Genomic DNA, 21,670 nt, shown 5'->3' on the forward strand with positions numbered 1-21,670 from the left:
GGTTTTGCCCAAAGTAACCAAAGGCACTATCACTTACAGAACCTGTTCGCTGTATTCATTTTTCAATTTATATTGCAAAAACAAATCCTTGCTCATACCACGCAGGCTGTAAGTGACGCTTAGCACTAGCAGCTAATCTCTAGGTGTTAGATTTAATTCAAATTGGCTACGCGTTGGCGGCATGGATGCCGCCGTTTCGATGCAGTAGCAAGGACGTACCGTCATCGAAACAAAGGTTTTTGGTTACTTTTTTAAAAAAGTAACGTCAATTAGCTATTTATATTGAACTTTTCCCGATAAGACTCCGTCGTGCCAATATCATCAAAGTTAATACGAAAATATTAGAGCTTCATCGCCTGTACTAAACAATCCGCATTAATATCCGAAATCGATTTAGCACCCGTGAGCGTCATCGCAACACGCATTTCCTTATCAATCAAATCAAGTAAGTTCGACACACCTTGCCCACCTGCTGCTGCTAAGGCATAAACAAACGCACGGCCAAGTAAAACCGTATCGGCACCAAGAGCTAACATACGCACCACATCTAAACCATTACGAATACCAGAGTCAGCCAAAATTGCTAAATCACCTTTCACCGCATCAGCAATTGCAGGCAATGCACGAGTAGACGACATCACGCCATCTAACTGACGACCGCCATGATTCGACACCACAATCCCGTCAGCACCAAAACGCACAGCATCTTTGGCATCTTCAGGATCTAAAATACCCTTAATCACCATTGGGCCATCCCAAAACTCACGAATCCACTCAAGGTCTTTCCATGAAATCGAAGGGTCAAAGTTCGAGCCTAACCAGCCAATATAATCTTCAAGCCCAGTTGGTTTACCTAAATATTTAGAGATATTACCCAAGTCATGCGGACGCCCCATTAAACCGACATTCCACGACCAATGTGGATGGAACATAGACTGCATATAACGGCGCATCGCAGCATTTGGTCCACTCATACCCGAATGGGCATCACGGTAACGTGCACCTGGCACAGGCATATCTACAGTAAACACAAGTGTTGAACAGCCTGCTGCTTTTGCACGTTCCAAAGCATTACGCATAAAACCACGGTCACGTAATACATAAAGCTGGAACCACATCGGGCGGTTAATTGCAGGTGCAACTTCTTCAATCGGACAGACAGAAACCGTTGAAAGCGTAAATGGAATACCTTTTTTGTCGGCTGCCATCGCGGCTTGCACCTCACCACGGCGTGCATACATCCCCGTTAAACCAACTGGTGCCAATGCAACCGGCATCGACAATGTTTCATTAAACAGTTTTGTCTCTAAACTTAACGCTGACATGTCATTCAGCACACGTTGACGCAATGCAATTTCTGACAAATCTTGTACGTTACGCTTTAAGGTATATTCCGAATACGCTCCACCATCAATGTAGTGAAATAAAAATGGAGGTAAGCGACGTTGTGCCGCAGCACGATAATCATTGCCAGAAGAAATAATCATTTTGAATCAACTCTATTTAAACGGTTTGCACGTTTCTGGCGAGCTTCGTCTTCATCCAGAGAACGCACATGATTAATCACAAATTCAATATGACCGCAGACAGCTTGGCGTGCGGCCTCGGGATCTTTACGATCAATAGCATCCATCACCTGAAAATGCTGCTCGCTTAGCAAGTCACCATTTATGGGGTCGTTATAAACTTTTTTACGTCCCAACAAGACATTGTATTGCAACAAATCAAATAGACTACGCATCATTTGAATCAGCACCACATTATGAGATGCCTCTGCAATCGCTAAGTGGAATTCAGCATCAGCCACCGCGGCCTGTGCTGAGTCACCCGCATTTTGGTGGCGACTAATTTCATTAAAATAATGATGAATTTTGGCTCGATCTTCGGGCGTTGAACGTAATGCGGCATACCATGCCGTGCCACCTTCAAGTAATAACCGCGCCTCTTGCACATCAAAACGGTACAGAGGATCTTCTTCAATCAGGTTACTAATTGGGTTCACAATCAATTGCTGTGGCCACTGTTCAGGTAACTGCTGAATATAAGTCCCATCGCCACGGCGGCTACTGAGCACCCCTTGACTATTGAGCTGTTGAATTGCTTCACGCAAAGACGGACGAGAAACCCCTAAGCTAGTTGCAAGCTGGCGTTCGGCAGGCAAACGGTCACCTTTTTTCATGTGACGCTCTTCAATTAATGCCTGCAATTTCATGACCACTTGATCGGAGATTCTCATCGCGTTTCCTTCACTGGAGTTATGGAATCATCCACGGAACCAGATAAGCCTGAACCGTAATAATGATGCCAACAAAGACAGTGAATATGATGCTATGTTTTACCGTGAAACGGAACAAGTCAGACTCTTTTCCAACTAAGCCTACTGCTGCACATGCGATCGCAATCGACTGTGGAGAAATCATCTTACCTGTCACACCACCACTGGTATTCGCTGCTACAAGTAACACTTCCGGAATACCAATTTGCTGAGCCGTAGTCGCCTGTAATGCCGAAAACAAAGCGTTTGAAGAGGTATCTGAACCCGTAAGGAACACACCAAGCCAACCCAAAAATGGCGAGAAGAAAGTAAACGCATGACCTGTATGCGATAGAGCCAAAGCCAAAGTAGCAGATAAACCTGAATAGTTCGCAATAAAAGCAAACGCCAACACCATACCAATTGAATAAATCGGTGTTTTCAACTCATTGAGTGTTTCACCAAAGGTTGTTACTGCCTCACTTGCTTTCATTTTTAAGAAAATAGCAGTGATGATTGCAGCAATAAAAATTGCAGTACCTGTTGCAGAGAACCAGTCAAACTTATAAATCGCTTCGTATGGCTTCATCTCTGCCACAATTGGCGGCATTTTTTCGACCAATTTATGCAAATATGGTACTTCAAGTTTAAAAATCCAGTGTTCAAGAGCACCATCTTTTGCAAATAATGCTTTAAATGGCTTAACGCTCCAGATCGTCACCATGACTGTTAAAATAGCAAATGGAGACCACGCCTTAGCAATTTTCCGAATGCTATAACGTTGAACCGTAGTAGGTTGCTGAGTCAAAGTTTGACCCGCTTCAGGCTCAAAACGGAAAATATGTTTTGGTTTCCAGAAACGGAACAACACAGTCAAGCTGACCAATGATGCAATTGCAGCGGTAATGTCTGGTAACTCAGGACCAATGAAGTTAGATGTAAGATATTGGGCAACCGCAAACGAACCACCACCAACGACTACCGCAGGCCAAGTTTCTTTAACACCACGCCAACCATCCATAATCGCCATAATCCAGAACAGCACAATCAGCGTTAAAAATGGCAACTGACGACCAACCATCTGGCTAATTTCCATGGTATCTACGCCAGAAACCTGCCCTGCCACAATAATTGGAATACCCATTGCACCGAACGCAACTGGCGCTGTATTTACAATCAAGCATAAACCAGCAGCGTAAAGTGGCTTAAAGCCTAAACCAACAAGGAGTGCAGCGGTAATTGCCACAGGAGCACCGAAACCAGCAGCTCCTTCAAGGAAAGTACCGAATGCAAAACCAACCAATAACATTTGTAGACGTTGGTCTTCGGTAATTGACAAAATGCTTGAACGAATAACCTCAAACTGGCCTGTTTTTACTGAAATTTTGTATAGAAAAACTGCCCCAATAATGATCCATGAAATTGGCCATAGACCATAGAAGAAACCGTAAATGATTGACGCAAAGGCCATTTGACCCGGCATTTGATAGAAAAAGAGCGCAATCAATAGTGCAATAGTGACTGTGCCTGTACCCGCGATACTGCCTTTTAAACGAAAAACAGCCAATGCCAAAAAGAAGAAAATAATCGGGATTAATGCAACCGCACTGGACAGCCAAATATTATTTAAAGGGTCATAAAGTTGTTGCCACATATTGAGCATTGTCATCTCCTTGAAATGCCGAGGCGAAATTTTTTGTACCTTAAAAGTTTAAACATTTAGCACAATTGGTATGACCAATTTAAATTTAAGTGCAAATGTTGTTCCTTAAACCACAGATCGCATCATAAACACAGATATTGGCAAGATCAATCATTAAATTAACATCATAATTGGTATGACCAATATGGCTAAGAAAAATAAAGCTATTTCTAATTTATAAATTTATTTATTAGACTAAAGTCGTAAAAATCTTTCTTATAAATTTAGATATGAACTACCGAAATGAAGTGAAAAATTTGAATATAAAAACTATAAACATACCTGTTTCATGATCTATGTATAATGTGCACACAACTCAAACCACATGTATTGAATTGAATAATGACTACTTTAACGTGTTTTAAAGCTTATGATATCCGAGGCAAACTCGGCACCGAATTGAATGAAGAAATCGCCTATAAAATTGGCCGCGCATACGGACAAATCTATAAACCAAAGACCGTGGTTGTAGGTTGTGATATTCGTCTAAGCAGTGAGGGTTTAAAACAAGCGACCATCCGCGGGTTAAATGATGCGGGTGTCAATGTTCTTGATTTAGGTATGACAGGTACTGAAGAAGTTTACTTCGCCGCTTTCCATTTAGATGTGCAAGGTGGTATCGAAGTTACTGCGAGCCACAACCCAATGGACTATAACGGTATGAAATTGGTTCGAGAAAATGCTCGTCCAATTAGCGCAGATACCGGTTTAAAAGAAATTCAGGCTTTAGCAGAAACCAATAACTTTGAAGAAGTTAGCCAAAAAGGTACAACTCAAAGTTATAACATTTTGCCTGAGTTCGTTGATCACCTAATCACCTATATTGAACCTGCAAAAATCCGCCCACTTAAGTTAGTGGTAAACGCTGGTAATGGTGCAGCTGGTCACGTGATTGATGCAATCGAAGAAAAATTTAAGGCACTTAACGTACCAGTTGAATTTATTAAAATTCACCATGAAGCAGATGGTACGTTCCCAAATGGCATTCCTAACCCAATTTTAATTGAAAACCGTGACAGTACCCGAAATGCTGTTCTTGAGCATAAAGCGGATATGGGAATTGCTTGGGACGGCGACTTTGACCGCTGTTTCTTGTTCGATGAAAAAGGTCAGTTCATTGAAGGCTACTATATTGTGGGTCTATTGGCTCAAGCTTTCTTGATTAAACAATCAGGCGAGAAAATTGTGCATGATCCGCGTTTAGTGTGGAACACATTTGATATCGTAGATGAGTACAAAGGTGTTGCCGTACAGTCAAAATCTGGTCATGCATTCATTAAAGACGTTATGCGTGAGAATAATGCTGTATATGGCGGCGAAATGAGTGCCCATCACTATTTCCGTGACTTTGCTTACTGCGACAGCGGTATGATTCCTTGGTTACTCACCGTTGCTCTACTTTCTGAAACAGGACAATCACTTTCAACCCTCGTTGAAAATATGATTACCAAGTTTCCTTGTAGCGGTGAAATCAACTTTAAAGTGGTTGATACACAGATCACTATTCAAAAGATTTTCGATTTCTATGCCGAGCAAAACCCAGAAATTGACCGTACCGATGGTGTAAGCCTCGACTTTGGTGCATGGCGTTTTAATGTACGTGCTTCAAACACTGAGCCTTTACTGCGTCTCAACATTGAAAGCCGTGCAGACCGTCAAGCTCAGCCAATGCAGCATTATATAGATGAATTGACTGGATTAATTCAGTCTTAATAGAGCTCATCTCAAAGAGATGGAACATTATTGTTCCATCTCTTTTTGGCTATTCTGCATAATTTTATAAGTATGATTATGTCCATCTAATACATCCTTATTTAGATTTTCATAACCTTTCAACAGCGCTTTCTTATCAAAATTACACGTTTGATTTTCATTAATAAATTTTTGGTGAATGGCACTATAACAACTCGATACATCATCAACAAATTGATAATAATCTGACAAAGGCAACCCTGCTAGCTTTAATAGTTTTGGAGCAACGAAACTTGCAGCAATATAAGGCTGATTCAAGGGCTTCTTATCTAATTTATAATTGCTCCACACTACAAACGGTGTCTGGTAATTTTTGAGATTAGTCCGCTCAGGATCATCTTTAAAAAATCCATAACTCTCATAAACTTCTTGTAGATTCGGCAAATGATCGCCAAAAGCCACTAAAATTGTTGGTCGATCTACTGTCTTTAAATATTCAGCGAGCTCTTTTAGCTTTTGGTTAGCACGTGCAGTTCCAGCAGTATAAGTACTTAATTTTTGCTTTTCATTTTCAGACAGCTCTTTGTTAAATTTATAATTTTGCTTACCAAAACGATCATCGTTATACATCGGATGATTTTCAACAGTAATCGCATAAATAAACTTTGGCTGTTGCTCACTCTCTTCTAAAGTAGACTTAATCGAATCAAAAATAAGATCATCTTTAGCCCACCCACCCAAGTTAAAAACTGTAGATCGATCTTTTTGGGCAATCATATTTTCAAGTGATATAAATTTATCGAAGCCTAAATCTGGATATACCTTATTCCGATTATAGTAATATCCATAGTTATTATGCATTGCTATCGTTTGGTAACCAATTGAGTTTAAATAATAAGGTAGAGCATAAATTGGTTTCTTTAGCTTAGAAACATATAACAACTCATTTGGGAAAAAAGTTGTGTTGAGGCTCGTAAGTACTTCAAACTCAACATTCGCAGTACCTCCTCCAAAAGAAGGAGACAATAAATTAGAGACCTGATTTTGATGAACAAAAGATAGTAAGTCTTTTGGTAAACCATTATCTAAATGGTGAGAATCCCAAAAAGATTCTTCCATCACAATAACAATGTTCGGATATTCCTTCTCATTGTCTTCTAAAGATTGAATAGAATGATGTTGCTGCAAAATCTGCTGTATCTCTTGCTCAGATACTTTACGGTTAGGTAATAAAACACTGGTTACATTATCCAATACCTTAGATACGTAAAAAGTCACAAACCCGTAATCTTGAATTTTTCGATAGTCGCCAATCCAGTCATTTCTCGTATTTGGAAATTCCTGTAAGCTGGCACAAATCATGGGTTTGTTTTCTGCAAAACACGCTCCCGTAGGGTTTTTAATAAAATTTAAGTAAACTAAACCACTCCCAAGCAATCCAAAAATAATAATATTGGGAACATAGGTATGAAAAGTGGCTTTACTCTCTTTACGTATGGCAATCAGGAGTACAATAAGAAAGAAAATAATAAGAGTGAAAAAGATAAGTTGTAAGTGCCAAGGTGTTGCCTTCATAGCCTCTGGAAGTAAAAAAATATCTTCCGGACTTAAATTACTAAATAAATATTGTTGTTTCTTTTTATTAATAAAATTTAAAAATATAACGAATAATTGACTTAAGAAAAGAGCTGTATACTTTCGGCCAACTACAATAAAAAATAGTTGAATTACTGCATAGTTAAAGAGAATTGAAAAAATAGCTTTTTCTGAAATCAAATAGCTATAAAACTTATCCCATGTAAGGTTCATATCCCATGCAACGTATACACCAACGCAGGTGGATAAAAATGCAATAAAGATGAATAACAGCTGTTGACGTAAAAAAACCATGACGACAAAAAAGAGGCTAACAGAGGATTGTGGCGAATACTAACATGAAAGTAGTCACAACAACTGTAGCCTCTTTTTAGAAAAGAATAGTATCTGACTTTAAGAAAGATAGGTAACTGATATTTAGAAAAATTAAATAATCAATCTTTATATCCTGTCGGATTTTGTTTTTGCCAATTCCAACTATCTTTTAACATATCTTCTAAGCCGTATTGTGGTTTCCAACCTAGCTCAGCAACAGCACGAGTATTATCTGCAAAAGAAGTGGCCACATCACCTGCTCGTCGTGGTGAAAACTCAAAAGCCACAGCTACTCCATTCACCTGTTCAAAGGTATTTTTAACTTGTAATACTGATGAGCCATTACCTGTGCCAATATTCCATGCACGGCAACCTTGTGCTTTTAAACGGTTATTGAGAGCGCATAAATGTGCATTTGCTAAGTCAACAACATGGATATAATCACGTACACCTGTACCATCTACAGTGTCATAGTCATTGCCATAAATAGAAAGTTTTTCACGGCGACCAACAGCAACCTGTGTAACGTAAGGCATTAAATTATTTGGAATACCTTGTGGATCTTCACCAATACGTCCACTTTTATGGGCACCTACCGGATTAAAATAGCGAAGTAAAGCAATCGACCATTTAGAATTAGAAACAGACAATTTTTGTAATAATTGCTCAACGATTAATTTAGTGTAACCGTAATTATTACTAGGTATCCCTGTAGGCATTTCTTCATTTAGTGGAGAAGTATTCGCTTCATCATATACTGTCGCAGATGAGCTAAACACGAGTGTATAGACACCTGCATTCTCCATTGCCTTAGCCAATTGAATACTACCTGCAATATTATTATCAAAATAAATAAGGGGTTTTTCCTGGCTTTCACCAACTGCTTTTAAACCTGCGAAATGGATCACTGCATCGATTGTATGATTTTGGAATACGCGATCAAGTTCATCTGCATTGCGAATATCTCCCTCTACAAAAGTTAAACTTTTTTGAGTGAGTTCTTGAACTCTATTTAAAGACTCTTCTGAACTATTTGAAAGATTATCAAAAACAATGACTTCATGACCTGCATTCAAAAGCTCTATGCAAGTATGTGAACCAATATAGCCTGCACCACCAGTAACTAGAATTTTAGCCATCAACTTTTCCTAATAAAATTTTAATCAATCCACGCGTTGAATCATCAAGTGCTGAAAGATCGTTTTGAACACCATTCAAAATCGGGAGTAACTGGTCAGCAATCTGTTTACCTTTTTCAACCCCCCATTGATCAAATGGATTAATGTTCCAAATTACAGATTGAACAAATACTTTATGCTCGTATAAAGCAATCAACAAACCCAAACTATAGGGATTAAGTTCTTTTAAAAGTAATGTTGAACTCGGCTGGTTTCCTTCATATTGTTTATAGATAGGCAAATTACCTAATTCTTTCGCATCTAAGGCTTCATTACCAAAAGCCAATAACCGTGATTGCGCTAAACAGTTTGAAAGTGCAAGGTGATGTTGTTCAATCAATGCCTCAGCATTTTCTACATATGTAAAATGGTCAGCGTTATAACGCTGTACAGGTGCAATAAAATCACAACTTACCGCCTGAGTTCCTTGATGAAGTAACTGGTAAAATGCATGTTGAGCATTTGGTCCTACTTCACCCCATACAATTGGGCAAGTATCTAATTCGACTTTTTGCTCATCACGTTGTACCGACTTACCATTAGACTCCATCTCGAGTTGTTGTAAATAGGCAGCGAAATATTTTAAACGGCCATCATAAGGCAATACAGCGTGGGTCTGAATATTTAAAAAATTATTATTCCAGATTCCTAACAATGCCATAAGTACAGGAATATTATGCTCAAAACTTGTATTTTGAAAATGTTCATCAACAGCATGAGCGCCAGCTAAAAGCTGCTGAAAACCATCCACACCGACTGACAATGCTATAGGTAAACCAATACATGACCAAAGAGAATAACGTCCACCAACCCAATCCCAAAGCAGTAATTGGTTTTCAGGCGCAATACCCCACTCTGACATTTTGTCAGCTTTTGTAGAAACACCGATAAAATGACTTTTTACAACCCGTTCATATTTCCCTAGCGCTTTTTCAAGCCACTGTCGAACAGTTTGTGCATTGGATAAAGTATCGATAGTACCAAATGACTTCGATGAAATAATAAATAAAGTCGTTTCTGGGCGCAATTGATGCAGCAGGTCCGACAACTGACTACCATCCATGGTTGATACAAAATGGACAGTGAGTGGCTTGGCTGTTTTTACTTTAAAATCTGATAATGCATGGGTTACCATTTGAGGTCCTAAATCAGATCCTCCTACCCCAATGTTAACGACATCTTGAATGACTTCACCAGTAGCCCCACGATATTGTCCAGCATGGATTTTTTCAACCAATCCATACATACGCTGCAATTGGTTATGAACATTTTTAGTTAATTCCGGAAATTTAGAATATTCTAATGGTAAACGTAAAGCCCAATGCATTGCAGCACGCTGTTCGGTACAGTTGACTTTATCTTGAGAAAATAATCGTTCAATCCAGTGAGTCAATTGTTTAGTTTTTGCTAAAGCCACCAATTGCTCTAAAACATTTTTAGTCACACGGTGCTTACTATAATCAAAAACCAGTTGATCGAACTTTACAGAATATTGCTGAAATCGATCGGGCTCTGATGCAAATAATTCTTTTATATGTAAATTTGAATTTTTCTCAACCAAAGAATGAAGCTGCGCGATAGGGGAAACTAGCTCTTTGGGAAACTTCTCGATAGATTTACTCATAATCGACCTACTCCTTCATAAGCAAAACCTTTAGATTTCACATATTCTGGATCATAAATATTACGCCCATCCAAAATAAGAGGATGCTGCATCAATTGTTGTAACTGTTTAAAGTCAGGACTCCAATACTGCTTCCATGCTGTGACTAAGCATAAAGCATGTACTCCTTGTGCTGCTTCATATTGATCAGTGCATAAAATCAGGTCTTCACGGGTACCATATAAAGCTGCAATTTCATTAAGAGCTTGTGGGTCATGTAACCGAACCTTTACACCTTGCGCCCATAAAGCAGCCAATAAAATATGAATAGGTGAGTTATGTGTACTTGGAGTATTCTCTTTAAATGAAGCTCCCCAAATTGCAACAGTTTTTCCACTCAAATCACAATGATAGTAGTTCCATAATTTACGGAATAAAATTTCTTTTTGTTGTTCGTTAATCGCCCAAACTTGTTCTAGAAGTTGACTTTTCACACCTGTTTCAGAAACTGTACTTGAGAGTGTTAAAATATCATGTGAAAAATTTTCACCACCAAAACCCACGCCTGCAGATAGGTATGCTGCGCCAATACGAGTATCAGCCGCAAGCCCGTGTTTTATATTGGCAATATCAATACCCAGCTTTTCAGCAACTAGAGCAAGATCATTCATGTAGCTGATGCGAGTTGCCAACATACCTGAAATACTGAGCTTGGTAAATTCGGCATCTAAAATCGGCATGAATAAATATTGATAGCTGAAACGGAAGAATGGTCGTAGTAATTCTTGCATCGTATCTTGAGCATAACTCGATTCAACACCAACAATGACATGCTTTACATTGAGTACACTATTAATTGCATTCCCTTCTTGAATTACATCAGGAAAATAGACCCACTCATCTTTAGGTAAATATTGCTTTAATTTTTCTGTCCCATGTAAACCAAAAGTAGATCCATTAACCATTAACTTTGGATGAACAATTGGACGTTCACTTAACTTCTCAACTGTTTTTAAAGCTAGGTCTATTTGTGTTGGGCTAAAACAGAATAAATAAACTTCAACCTCCAAAGGAATTTGAGAAAAAGGACTTTCTGTTAAAAAACCTGCTTTTCGTTGTTTATTTAAATAATGATTAACTTCTTGATCTTGATATGAAAGTACAGATATATTTTCTTCACAGGTGACACTTGTACACCAATAGATCTGATTACCATATTCAGCTAATAACGCTGCCATTACACCAGCGTGCAAGGTGGTTCCAAATACCGCAATTTTCATTGTACACCTGATTTTAATATTCCATAGAATTCTCTTCCCACTACGAGAAGAGAATATATTGAACCACTCACATCTTCATTATTTTTTACAAATACTTAAGTTGAGCTACAAGTTTTATAATTTAAGTTCTTGAATCAACTGTTTAAAATCATTTCCCAATTTAGGATGTTCTATGCCATAGTGAAGTACGGCTTTTAAATAACCAAGCTTACTACCACAATCAAAGGTTTGCCCTTGCATACGATAGGCTTCAACCACATAAGTTTGTTGCAACATGGCAATTGCATCTGTTAATTGAATTTCATTACCCGCACCTTTCGGTGTATTTTCAAGTAACTGCATAATTCTTGCAGGTAAAACATAGCGACCAACAACAGATAAATTAGATGGTGCAGAACCTACAGCAGGTTTTTCAACAATACCCTGCATAGCAATACTTTTACCTTCATTTGGGCTCTGTGCAACATCAACAATACCATATTGATCTACCAAGTGATCAGGCACCGCTTCTACCATTATCTGCGCCGCGTTACATTCAGCATAACGAGAAATCATACGCGATAAATCATTCTGTCCTGAGCTATCTTTCACCAATACATCAGGTAATAACACGGCAAAATCATCTTGCCCTACTACACTTTTCGCACATAAAACAGCATGTCCTAAGCCTAGAGGTTGAGGTTGTCGTACACTTACAACACTCACATAAGAAGGAACAATTTGAGTAATCTCTGCAAGTAAATCAAATTTTTTCTTTTGCTCTAGAGTGGTTTCCAACTCAAAGTTTCGATCAAAATAATTTTCAATCGAAGCTTTAGAAGAGTGTGTCACCAAAATAATTTGTTCAATTCCTGCTTCCACTGCTTCACGAACTACATATTCAATAGCTGGGCGATCAACAACGATAACCATTTCCTTTGGAATTGACTTACTTGCAGGTAAAAAACGCGTTCCTAAACCGGCTACTGGTAAAACTGCTTTTTTGATCATAAGAAATATTTCAAGATATAAAATTTACTTTACAGATGAGTCGACATTTTCTTGGACGTCATTACCTTTAAATAAAGATGGTCCTACATGTCCTGGTGCATTAATACCTTCGCGTCTTAACATCACTTTAACTGTTTTAAACATGATTTTAAAATCAACCCAAACACTATGATTGTCTACATACCAAACGTCACATTTGAATCGTTCTTCATAATCCAGTTCATTACGCCCACTGACTTGAGCTAAACCAGTCATTCCAGGACGGACTTCTAAACGACGCGCTTGCTCTGGTGAATATAAAGCGACAAAGTCTTTTAACATTGGACGAGGACCCACCACACTCATATCGCCTTTTAACACGTTAATAAGCTGTGGCATTTCATCTAAGCTAGTAGAACGCAATTTTTGACCAAATGGGGTAATACGAGCCTCATCTGGCAATGGATTTCCCTGCGCATCAAAAGCATCCTTCATCGAGCGGAATTTGATCATTTTAAAAAGTTTGCCGTTCTTACCTGGTCGCTCTTGATAGAAAAAGATAGGCGAACCTAAATTTTTACGCACTTTATAAGCAACAAATAAAAAAATAGGTGAAAGCAGAAGCAATGCTACAGAAGCAATAAAAATATCAACTAGTCTTTTCATTTAGATCTTTTAAACCCATGATATCTATAAGTTTGGCGTTTACTTTTTCAGCATCAAATTTTTCTTGTGCTATTTCATAGCTTTTCAAACCCATTATATTCACTTGCTCAGGATTTTCTATAAAGTAACACATTTTATCTGCTAAAGCTTTTGGATCCCACCTAGGGACTAGAAAACCATTCACACCATCCTCAACAGTTTCACGACAACCGGGCACATCGGTTGTAATGACTGGACGCCCAATTGCCATTGCCTCTTGAGTGCTACGTGGTACTCCCTCTCTGTATGATGGCAGAACAAATACACTAGAATCTGTTATCCATTGATTTACATTTGTAACATAGCCAGGATATTCGAATAGTTTTTCAGCAATTAGTTCATCTAACTCTGACTGTTTTAAGGCCCCCATATTTTGATGATCAATCGCTCCTAAAATTGTAAAATGTGCTTGTGGATATTTTGACTTCACAATCCGAATTGCTTGAATTAACTCAAAAACTCCTTTTTCTTTGAGTAATCGTCCTATAAATAAAAATTTAACAGGCGATATTTTTGCATCCATGAAAGGATAATCCGACAAATTCAATCCAATTCCACCTAAAATATGAACCTCTGGCACATTTAAACTATATTTTTTTATCAAGTCATTTCGATCATCTTGATTTAAAAAAATTATTTTATTTAAACATGGGAATGACATTTTATAAAGTAATACTTGTATACTTCGAATAACCTTAGTTTTTATATTTTGTCCTTCTGGTTGTTCAGTAAACGTATAACCCAAGCCTTCAAGCATCCCTATAATAACAGGCACTTTTGCAGATTTTGCTGCCATGCTTCCATAAATTACAGGTTTTGCGAAATATGAAAGTACAATATCAGGTTTAATAGCTTTCAATATGCTTTTTAATTGTAAAAAAGATTGAATATCAGCAAATGGATTAAGCCCTCCACGACTTAACTCATACATTATAGGTATGGCACCTAGAGATTTAATTCTAACTAAACATTGTTCTGTAGATTCTGATGTTAATGCATACACTATATGTCCTTGCTTAACCAATCGTAGAATTAAATCTGCGCGGAAACCATAAAAGCTTGATCCAGTTGTTCCAATTAATACAACTTTTTTACTAAGCTTCATATATTTTTAACCATTGCATTGTAGTTTTTTCTAAATCAAAATTTTCATGAACATAATTTAAAGCTTTTAGATTATTTTCTAAACGAACATTTAAAGGCATATTTATTGCTCTTAGCAATTGGTCAGCTAATGCTTTTGAATCTTGAGGGGGCACCATTAAACCATGACCACCCATAACCTCTTTTACCCCACCACAATCTGTTGCTACAACAAATGTTTCACAAGCCATTGCTTCTGCAACTACTAAACCAAAACCTTCAAAAGCAGATGAAAGTACAAAATAATCAGCTATTGACATCAACTCTGCAATATCATTACGCCGACCTAATAAAGTGACATCTTCATCAAGGTTAAGTTTTCTTATTAGCTCTTCAATAGCACACTTTTCCTCACCATCTCCTACAATTAATAATTTAAAGGCTTGAGAGGAATTTTCTTTTAAAAGGCTAATAGCTTTAATTAAATTTGGATAATCTTTTTGCTCATTTAAACGCCCAACAGCCAAAATTATTTTTTGGTTTAGATGAATATGATTTAATAAAATCGTATTTCTATCAATTACCTTTTTTCTAAATTTAGTTAAATCTATTCCATTATATATAGTTATAGCAGAAGTATCAAAAGCTTTCTTTTTTTGAAAAGCTTTAGTAGCTTCTTTACTTACATTTGTATTAATATCAGATAAATTATTTGTATAGCGATAAGCTAGCATTCTTAATACACCACCTTCATTTGAATTATGGGCAGTACAAACTAGTTTAGGAATCTTACAAAAATATCTCATAATACGTGTAAAAATATTCGCATGTACCATATGAGAGTGAATAATATCAGGTTGATATTGCTCAACTATTATTTTATATTTTTTATAAGCTTTTTTATAGTTCTTTAAACTTTCTAAACCAATATAAATCAATTCTATTGAATCATTTTTAGGACGTACTACAACATTGCCTTTCAAATATGCAATTTTGACTTGATGCCCTTTATGAGTCATTTGATCAGCTAAATCGGCCACAACCTTTTCAGCACCACCACCACCCAACCCTGTAATCACATAAAGAATTTTCATTAAATCGACTCCATCAAGTAGTTAAATAAATAGTTTTGATAGGGAAGCCAAGCCTGGGACCATGCTCCAAAGTTCAACCAGATAACTAACATTAATGTATTAAAAAAAATAATACTTCCAACCATAACTGAACGGTTAAAATAATTTAAATGAGCAAATAAAAAAGAAAAAACAAATATATCGAACATAATAAGATATAAATTGAAACGATCCGCCAGAGTGGAGAAAGGTATAGCTAATATTAATGTATACAATATAAGAAGAGCTAAATAATCAAAAACACGCAAATTAAATTTTAATATTTTTTTTATTTTTGAATAATATAAAAAATAAAATAATAAAGGTAAAAAATGTACTATAATTCTAAAAATTGCGCCAGTTGAGCTTATATCTCCAGATTGATTTGTATATACATTTTCACCAGTAATAGATGAAATATAAACTAAAGCACTCATGACTAAAAATGAAACAAGAGTATAAAAATAAAATACCCATTGTCTTTCGAAAGTTCTACTCGGCATTAAAAAAAAGGGATATAACATAAATATAATAATAGCAGATTTATGAAAAGACATAGCTAAGAAAGAAAATATTGCTAGCTTCCAAAACTTACCTTCTAGTGCACATTTAAAAGCTAAAATCACTAAAGCAATAGCAACCGATTGTCGTGTATATCCCATCGACACAACAAGAATAAGATAAGGAAATGAAATTAATAGCGGCAACCAGTAGTTTTCCATGTCTTTACAAACAAAGTAGAAACATGTATAAAATATTAATGCACAAATAAAATTAATTAAAAAAGTATCAGAAAATCCTAGCTCTAAGCTAAAATAATTTAAAATACCATAACCAGGATCTGTAACACTTAAAGATTCTATAAAAGTTAAGCCTCTAAACCAATCATAGATATTTAAATAGTTTTCCCAATCACCGCCTATTTCAAATCTTAATCCAGTCATTAAACACAAAAAGATAAGTAAACATAAAAAAAATACACGAATTTCAGGCTTTTTAGAGGAAAAGAAACTAAAAAAAGAAATAACAAACCAAATAGAATAGTAAAATAACATTTTAAACCAACCTAAATAATATTGAGCCATTGATTTAATATATTTTCTAAATAAAATTTTCGAGAATTTAACTTCGATAAATTTACCATTTCTACATAGTCATCTAACGGTTTTTTAGACATATCTAATAACTTATTAGCTAATTCACTTACATTTAATGATTCTACTAAATATCCATTTACTCCATTTTCAATAATATCGGATGGCCCCGTGTTACAATTAAAAGCAACTAAAGGTAAACCAAATGATTGTGCTTCTAATAAAACCATTGGTAATCCCTCAAATCTTGAACTCATACAATAAAATGAACTAGTTTTATAATAGTGCTCTACATTTTTTGTAGCTGGTACAAAATCAATCCTGTTTAACACTCCTAAGCGTTGAGACTGCTCTTTTAATGCTTTTTCATCCTCGCCACTTCCAACTATCCTTAAGATCCAATCCTTGTTTTGATGACATACCTGTGACCATGCTTCAATTAAAAATTCAAAACCTTTTTGATACGTAAGTCTTCCTAACGCTAAAATAGTTTTATGTTCTAAACTTGGCATATGCTCTATGTCTTCATATGGTGTTGGATTTGCTATTGCTACTATTTTTGCATTTATTTTTTTTAGACCTTGCTCCCATAGTTCTTTGTCACTTTTAGTTAAGGTCACCACATAATCACAATATTTCGCGGCCCATTTACGGCCAATATCACGATATTTAACTCCAAGATTTACATCAAAATTAAAGTGTTCCCAACAAATATGATTAACCTTAAGTCCAATACACGCTGGTACTGTAAAGATACAGCTTATACTATCAACGACAATCAAAGTATCAATATTATTATAATTCAGATAGGCCCGTATTCGAATTATTGCCTGCAAAAAATTTCTTTTCATAGAAACTTTAGATTCAAATAAATAATTATTAATTATTTGATCATTTTGATAGAAAAAAGGACTTTCACCTTTACATAAAGATAAAATATGAACTTCATAATTTGGACTATCTGATAATGCATTAGAGATTAAGGTAGTTACACGCTCTGTACCACCAGAATGATTAATATTTCCAATTAAAAAACAAACTTTTTTCATATTTAAATCTTTCTCTTTGCTCTCATCAAAAAAAAGTAAAAGCTTAGCTTAGGAAAATAAGTAGCAAGATAAAATAACTTTTGAATAAATCCTATTTTTTTTATTTCTACCGATTTATAAACATATTCTTTAAAAAGTTTTGGATCTTTATCAATGATGGCATAATGATAGGCTTGAGATAACATAGCATAAGCATATATTTCTTTTAGCTCATTACTTTTTTGTAGATCATTTTTAAAAAATATGAGTCCTTTATCAAATACTCTTTTTACACCCAGTGGAAGAACAGGATTAATTTTCCCTTCAATCCAACTTACGCCAGCATTTACTCTATAAGCACCAAGCAATTCGCCAATATGGAAAATATTCCCATCAATACAATTAGCTACATGTACATCTATATCTAAAATTTTTGAATCATTTAAAACTTCATTCCAAAAATTAACATCATATTTATTCCGGAACATTTTTGAAGAATGTGAAAAAAAAGGTAACTGTCGATATAAGTCAAATAAGTCGTAATTGCCTGTAGGATATATCCAAGAATTATTCTGATCTACACCCATATTATTAATACGTATTACATCATGGCTACAAACATTGCAGTCAAGATTTTTCTCTAGAATATCAAATTGTTTTTGCAACTTTCCTGGTAAAGCTAAATCATCACCATCCATATGTGCAATATATTTACCTTTTGCTTTGATATAAACCTGCTTTAAATTTTCAACGGCTCCCACATTTTTTTCATAAAATAATGGTACAATTAAATCTGGGTATTGCTGTATATATTTTTGAATTATTTCTCTTGTACTATCTGTTGAGCAATCTTCACCAACAATAATTTCAAATTTGAAGTTTGTGACTTGCTTTACCAAACTTTCCAGGCATTCCGCTATATAATTCTCTTGATTGTAAGTCACTACACATACGGATACTTTGATATCATTTTCTATATTCATAGAAATCTCTTTAATACTCGCGAATGAATGATAAGTCTAGTTTGTTTAGAACTTAGTAATGAAACTATGAGACAGATCAGACTAAAAAAACAAATTTGTAAAAATGCGATATTTCTCTGTTCTGAAAAACTCATAAAATGAATAAGAAGATAGGATATCATGCCTGTGCTGGCCACACTGGGTATAAAACTCTTGAACCATTTCAAATTAATATTTGGTTCAATCATTTTATGAACATAACTTACCCACAGCACAAGATAAGAAAATTGTATTAGTAACCAAGTCCAACCTGCACCAATTGCCCCATAGTTTTTAGCTGCCCAAATTATGGCTGGTATAAGCAGTATTGCAGTAATTAAATTGCCAATAAAATGTAAACGCAAATTACCTTTTGCATACTGTAAATAGTAAGGAAAAGCCCCTAAAGTTAATATAGCATTACCTAATGCATACAGCTGTAAAATAGGTGCGGCACTTTCTGAGAGTTCAAGATTACCAGTCCAAACATAAAGTATAGGCTTTGCCAATACCGATAAAACAATTCCAGCAGTTACAACTATAACCGTCACAAACTCTGTAGCGCCTAGATAAATCGTTTTTAACTCTTGATATTTCTTTTCACCTTGCAAACGCGCCATTCTCGGCATGATGGCGGAACTTATGGGGGTACCTATCTGCAAAATTCCTCCTGCCACTAAAACTGCCAAGGTAAAATAACCATATTCAGATAAAGGAAGTAATCCAGATAAAATAAATTTATCAAGTTGAGTTAATAACACCCAAACTGACGAAGTAAAAGCAATAGTTAATGCGAAGCTTAAAAGTGGTTTTACTGGATTTAAAGACCATCCTAGTTTTGCTGAGGAATTTAATTTTGGTAATAAAACATATGTCTTAAATATGAGTAATACAAACTCTAACATTGCAACAATAAGCTGAAATACGAAAAAACTTCGAATTGTAAAACCGAAGTAATACATATAAAGCAAAGCACCAGGAAAACGTAACGTAGCAATTATAATATTACTAATGCTCAACCAGAGAATGCACTCAAAGCCTGAAATCACGCCTCTATACAATCCAGTCATCCATCTGAGCGCCACACAGACTGCCATAATTTGTAAGCTAAAAAGTACATCAGACATGGTTAAATTTTCTAATTTCAACCAATGTTCAGCAATATAATGATTAATATAAAAAAGCGTTCCACCACCTAAACACGCTATTCCTGCAAAAATAACACTCAGTGATCTAAAAAGCTGTCGAAAGCCCAAAGCTGTTTCTACACCAGCATTGTATTGAGCTGTTTGACGACTAATTGTTGGTGTTAAACCAAAGTCAAGTAAACTAAATATTCCTTGTAGCATCGCAAAAAAACCTACAAGGCCATAAGCTTCAGCCCCCATATATTTCATATAGATAGGTAGTATTGCAATACTAATAATCACTAAATAAATTTGGCTGGTATAGCTAGCCAAAACATTTATTTTTAATGAGGGCGCTGACACTTAATTATCCCAATAATTAATTTTTGCTACATGCTCATCATATTGAGCATGTGTTATACCGCACATAACTTTATCGTGAAACTGACCATTTCTATAAAACCAATCAACTTTCTTACCTTCTATCATCCAACCACACTTCCTAGTATAAAAGTCAATTGATCGTTCATTATATGCAATCATTTCAGCATCTAAACGATTTAACCCTAACTCTTTGAAGCAATATCTCATTACTGTCATAACAGTATCTAATGCATAACCTTTTCCTCGGCTATCTTTATCACCCAACATAATGCCATTAGATGCAGTTCGATTTTTCCAATCTATATCAACTAAATTTGTTGTCCCAATAAGACCCATTTCCTCTGTTTCTATAGCAAAATTTTGAAATTTCATATTATTGTTATCAACATTCTTAATATATGCTTCAGTACTTAGCCTTGAATATGGAAAATGCCAACCACCTAAGTTGTACCAAATTTCAGGTGAGTTTGCCCACTTTGATAAGAGCTCTAGATCATTCATTTCTAGAGCTCTTAAAGTAACTACTTTACCTTTTATATTCATTTTAAATAGTCCTGTACTTTATCTATTTGAAACTGCATTTCTTTCTCTCCATACCTTTGGTCACAGATCAAATGAGTAACATTAGAAATAAAACTATTTTCAAAACTATTTTCAGATACTCTTTTTAAACTGTCTAACCAGTATATAGGAGTATAAATTTTTGACTGAATGAGTACATTTGAAATATTTTTTTCTAACATTAAAGGATATGTTAATGGTGATTCAATATCTTCAATGTTTATTTTTAACTGATTATATTTACTGAGTTGAGAATGTAAAAATTTGAAATTTTTTAACCTTTTTTCTTTAAAATCCGCATAATCGAAACTTTCAAGCATTTGTTCAGTAATTTTTGAAAGTTTCCTAGGCAAACAATCTTCAAACGTCTTTTCATTATCTTGGAAATTATTATAAGCATAAGTCGCTGTAGAGGTACTTCTTAATAATGTATGCTGATATTGCTTGACCATTTCCTCAGCAGTTCTTTCGCAATATTCAGAAACAATATCTTGATTGATAAATAACAATCCACCTTCTGCAACTGGTAGGAACTTTCTTGGTGAATAAATTGTGGCATAACAATCAAGTGGTTGTACAAAAAAAGCCTGTGAGTGATCAAAAATAACTTGTTTTTCAGAGTATTTTTTTAATATCTTCTTCTGGATCGAAGTACATAATCCGAAATAATTTACATATAGTAAGTATTCATTTGGCATTAATACTTCAGGGAGTATAGGAGAAAAATCCTGATTTAAATCATAATAACAAATTTCAATACCTAAGATAGTCAATGGTTTGATCATTGAGTCACAAATAAATTTAGGCATCCATACTTTTTCTATAAATGTATTTTTTAACACATCATAGAATGCAGAACGAGCCGAGTTGTATTGAATTGCTTTTGGATACGGAAACTGATTTAGTGCTGATAAACTAAATTCAAAAAAACCACCTATTTCCTTATGCTTAAAATCCATGTATCTTCTCCCTAGAATATCAGATAC

At 35.5% G+C, this 21,670-nt stretch carries 18 protein-coding genes; 1 reads left to right on the top strand and 17 read right to left on the bottom strand.

What is annotated here, in order from left to right:
* Window positions 1–341: 341 nt before the first annotated feature.
* The 3 genes from lldD to lldP are packed head-to-tail and all read right to left on the bottom strand — an operon-like array spanning window position 342 to window position 3,923.
* A complete protein-coding gene (gene lldD, locus ACLCEG_RS17555; protein WP_410568547.1) occupies window positions 342–1,487 on the bottom strand; it encodes an FMN-dependent L-lactate dehydrogenase LldD in 1,146 nt (381 codons plus the stop codon).
* The gene (lldR, locus tag ACLCEG_RS17560) at window positions 1,484–2,236 is read right to left on the bottom strand and encodes a transcriptional regulator LldR (RefSeq protein ID WP_004706044.1); all 753 of its coding nucleotides are present in this window, start codon (window positions 2,234–2,236) and stop codon (window positions 1,484–1,486) included. The genes lldD and lldR overlap by 4 nt, the downstream gene beginning before the upstream one ends.
* Window positions 2,237–2,255: 19 nt before the next feature.
* The gene (lldP, locus tag ACLCEG_RS17565) at window positions 2,256–3,923 is read right to left on the bottom strand and encodes an L-lactate permease (protein WP_410568549.1); all 1,668 of its coding nucleotides are present in this window, start codon (window positions 3,921–3,923) and stop codon (window positions 2,256–2,258) included.
* Window positions 3,924–4,298: 375 nt separating this feature from the next.
* Here lldP and ACLCEG_RS17570 point away from each other — a divergent pair, with 375 nt between their 5' ends.
* On the top strand, window positions 4,299–5,669 hold the full coding sequence (locus ACLCEG_RS17570; protein ID WP_410568551.1) for a phosphomannomutase CpsG: 1,371 nt from the start codon (window positions 4,299–4,301) through the stop codon (window positions 5,667–5,669).
* A 27-nt stretch (window positions 5,670–5,696) separates the two neighbouring features.
* On the opposite strand, the gene ACLCEG_RS17575 is transcribed toward ACLCEG_RS17570, so the two are convergent.
* From ACLCEG_RS17575 to ACLCEG_RS17640, 14 genes are all read right to left on the bottom strand, one after another.
* Window positions 5,697–7,538, bottom strand: coding sequence for an LTA synthase family protein (locus ACLCEG_RS17575; RefSeq protein WP_410568553.1), 1,842 nt, complete (start codon window positions 7,536–7,538; stop codon window positions 5,697–5,699).
* Window positions 7,539–7,678: 140 nt separating this feature from the next.
* A complete protein-coding gene (galE, locus tag ACLCEG_RS17580) occupies window positions 7,679–8,698 on the bottom strand; it encodes a UDP-glucose 4-epimerase GalE (protein ID WP_410568555.1) in 1,020 nt (339 codons plus the stop codon).
* The gene (gene pgi / locus ACLCEG_RS17585; RefSeq protein WP_410568557.1) at window positions 8,691–10,361 is read right to left on the bottom strand and encodes a glucose-6-phosphate isomerase; all 1,671 of its coding nucleotides are present in this window, start codon (window positions 10,359–10,361) and stop codon (window positions 8,691–8,693) included. Before pgi ends, galE begins: the two co-directional genes overlap by 8 nt.
* Window positions 10,358–11,620, bottom strand: a complete 1,263-nt coding sequence (locus ACLCEG_RS17590) for a nucleotide sugar dehydrogenase (protein ID WP_191016111.1) — start codon at window positions 11,618–11,620, stop codon at window positions 10,358–10,360. Before ACLCEG_RS17590 ends, pgi begins: the two co-directional genes overlap by 4 nt.
* A gap of 114 nt (window positions 11,621–11,734) precedes the next feature.
* Window positions 11,735–12,610 carry a UTP--glucose-1-phosphate uridylyltransferase GalU gene (galU, locus tag ACLCEG_RS17595; protein WP_410568559.1) on the bottom strand — a complete coding sequence of 292 codons (876 nt, stop codon included), beginning with the start codon at window positions 12,608–12,610 and terminating at the stop codon, window positions 11,735–11,737.
* A 24-nt stretch (window positions 12,611–12,634) separates the two neighbouring features.
* On the bottom strand, window positions 12,635–13,255 hold the full coding sequence (locus ACLCEG_RS17600; protein WP_086321510.1) for a sugar transferase: 621 nt from the start codon (window positions 13,253–13,255) through the stop codon (window positions 12,635–12,637).
* Window positions 13,239–14,399 carry a glycosyltransferase family 4 protein gene (locus ACLCEG_RS17605; protein WP_410568561.1) on the bottom strand — a complete coding sequence of 387 codons (1,161 nt, stop codon included), beginning with the start codon at window positions 14,397–14,399 and terminating at the stop codon, window positions 13,239–13,241. Before ACLCEG_RS17605 ends, ACLCEG_RS17600 begins: the two co-directional genes overlap by 17 nt.
* Window positions 14,389–15,471, bottom strand: a complete 1,083-nt coding sequence (locus tag ACLCEG_RS17610) for a glycosyltransferase (protein ID WP_410568563.1) — start codon at window positions 15,469–15,471, stop codon at window positions 14,389–14,391. The genes ACLCEG_RS17605 and ACLCEG_RS17610 overlap by 11 nt, the downstream gene beginning before the upstream one ends.
* Window positions 15,471–16,574: an EpsG family protein gene (locus ACLCEG_RS17615; protein ID WP_410568565.1), complete on the bottom strand. Its 1,104-nt coding sequence runs from the start codon at window positions 16,572–16,574 to the stop codon at window positions 15,471–15,473. The genes ACLCEG_RS17610 and ACLCEG_RS17615 overlap by 1 nt, the downstream gene beginning before the upstream one ends.
* The gene (locus tag ACLCEG_RS17620) at window positions 16,556–17,632 is read right to left on the bottom strand and encodes a glycosyltransferase family 4 protein (protein WP_410568567.1); all 1,077 of its coding nucleotides are present in this window, start codon (window positions 17,630–17,632) and stop codon (window positions 16,556–16,558) included. The genes ACLCEG_RS17615 and ACLCEG_RS17620 overlap by 19 nt, the downstream gene beginning before the upstream one ends.
* Before the next feature lie 2 nt (window positions 17,633–17,634).
* Window positions 17,635–18,594 carry a glycosyltransferase family 2 protein gene (locus ACLCEG_RS17625; protein WP_410568569.1) on the bottom strand — a complete coding sequence of 320 codons (960 nt, stop codon included), beginning with the start codon at window positions 18,592–18,594 and terminating at the stop codon, window positions 17,635–17,637.
* A complete protein-coding gene (locus ACLCEG_RS17630) occupies window positions 18,591–20,102 on the bottom strand; it encodes an oligosaccharide flippase family protein (protein ID WP_410568571.1) in 1,512 nt (503 codons plus the stop codon). The genes ACLCEG_RS17625 and ACLCEG_RS17630 overlap by 4 nt, the downstream gene beginning before the upstream one ends.
* Entirely contained in the window at window positions 20,103–20,666 is a 564-nt protein-coding gene (locus ACLCEG_RS17635) for a GNAT family N-acetyltransferase (protein ID WP_410568573.1), read from the bottom strand.
* Window positions 20,663–21,643 carry a hypothetical protein gene (locus ACLCEG_RS17640; protein ID WP_410568575.1) on the bottom strand — a complete coding sequence of 327 codons (981 nt, stop codon included), beginning with the start codon at window positions 21,641–21,643 and terminating at the stop codon, window positions 20,663–20,665. The genes ACLCEG_RS17635 and ACLCEG_RS17640 overlap by 4 nt, the downstream gene beginning before the upstream one ends.
* Between the last annotated feature and the right edge of the window lie 27 nt (window positions 21,644–21,670).

It is taken from the genome of Acinetobacter sp. H1(2024), assembly GCF_046557555.1.
GTDB classification, from domain to species: domain Bacteria; phylum Pseudomonadota; class Gammaproteobacteria; order Pseudomonadales; family Moraxellaceae; genus Acinetobacter; species Acinetobacter seifertii.

Coding starts and splice junctions, on each gene's coding strand:
- lldD (WP_410568547.1), bottom strand. CDS start 1,487: ATGATTATTTCTTCTGGCAATGATTATCGTGCTGCGGCACAACGTCGC.
- lldR (WP_004706044.1), bottom strand. CDS start 2,236: ATGAGAATCTCCGATCAAGTGGTCATGAAATTGCAGGCATTAATTGAA.
- lldP (WP_410568549.1), bottom strand. CDS start 3,923: ATGACAATGCTCAATATGTGGCAACAACTTTATGACCCTTTAAATAAT.
- ACLCEG_RS17570 (WP_410568551.1), top strand. CDS start 4,299: ATGACTACTTTAACGTGTTTTAAAGCTTATGATATCCGAGGCAAACTC.
- ACLCEG_RS17575 (WP_410568553.1), bottom strand. CDS start 7,538: ATGGTTTTTTTACGTCAACAGCTGTTATTCATCTTTATTGCATTTTTA.
- galE (WP_410568555.1), bottom strand. CDS start 8,698: ATGGCTAAAATTCTAGTTACTGGTGGTGCAGGCTATATTGGTTCACAT.
- pgi (WP_410568557.1), bottom strand. CDS start 10,361: ATGAGTAAATCTATCGAGAAGTTTCCCAAAGAGCTAGTTTCCCCTATC.
- ACLCEG_RS17590 (WP_191016111.1), bottom strand. CDS start 11,620: ATGAAAATTGCGGTATTTGGAACCACCTTGCACGCTGGTGTAATGGCA.
- galU (WP_410568559.1), bottom strand. CDS start 12,610: ATGATCAAAAAAGCAGTTTTACCAGTAGCCGGTTTAGGAACGCGTTTT.
- ACLCEG_RS17600 (WP_086321510.1), bottom strand. CDS start 13,255: ATGAAAAGACTAGTTGATATTTTTATTGCTTCTGTAGCATTGCTTCTG.
- ACLCEG_RS17605 (WP_410568561.1), bottom strand. CDS start 14,399: ATGAAGCTTAGTAAAAAAGTTGTATTAATTGGAACAACTGGATCAAGC.
- ACLCEG_RS17610 (WP_410568563.1), bottom strand. CDS start 15,471: ATGAAAATTCTTTATGTGATTACAGGGTTGGGTGGTGGTGGTGCTGAA.
- ACLCEG_RS17615 (WP_410568565.1), bottom strand. CDS start 16,574: ATGGCTCAATATTATTTAGGTTGGTTTAAAATGTTATTTTACTATTCT.
- ACLCEG_RS17620 (WP_410568567.1), bottom strand. CDS start 17,632: ATGAAAAAAGTTTGTTTTTTAATTGGAAATATTAATCATTCTGGTGGT.
- ACLCEG_RS17625 (WP_410568569.1), bottom strand. CDS start 18,594: ATGAATATAGAAAATGATATCAAAGTATCCGTATGTGTAGTGACTTAC.
- ACLCEG_RS17635 (WP_410568573.1), bottom strand. CDS start 20,666: ATGAATATAAAAGGTAAAGTAGTTACTTTAAGAGCTCTAGAAATGAAT.
- ACLCEG_RS17640 (WP_410568575.1), bottom strand. CDS start 21,643: ATGGATTTTAAGCATAAGGAAATAGGTGGTTTTTTTGAATTTAGTTTA.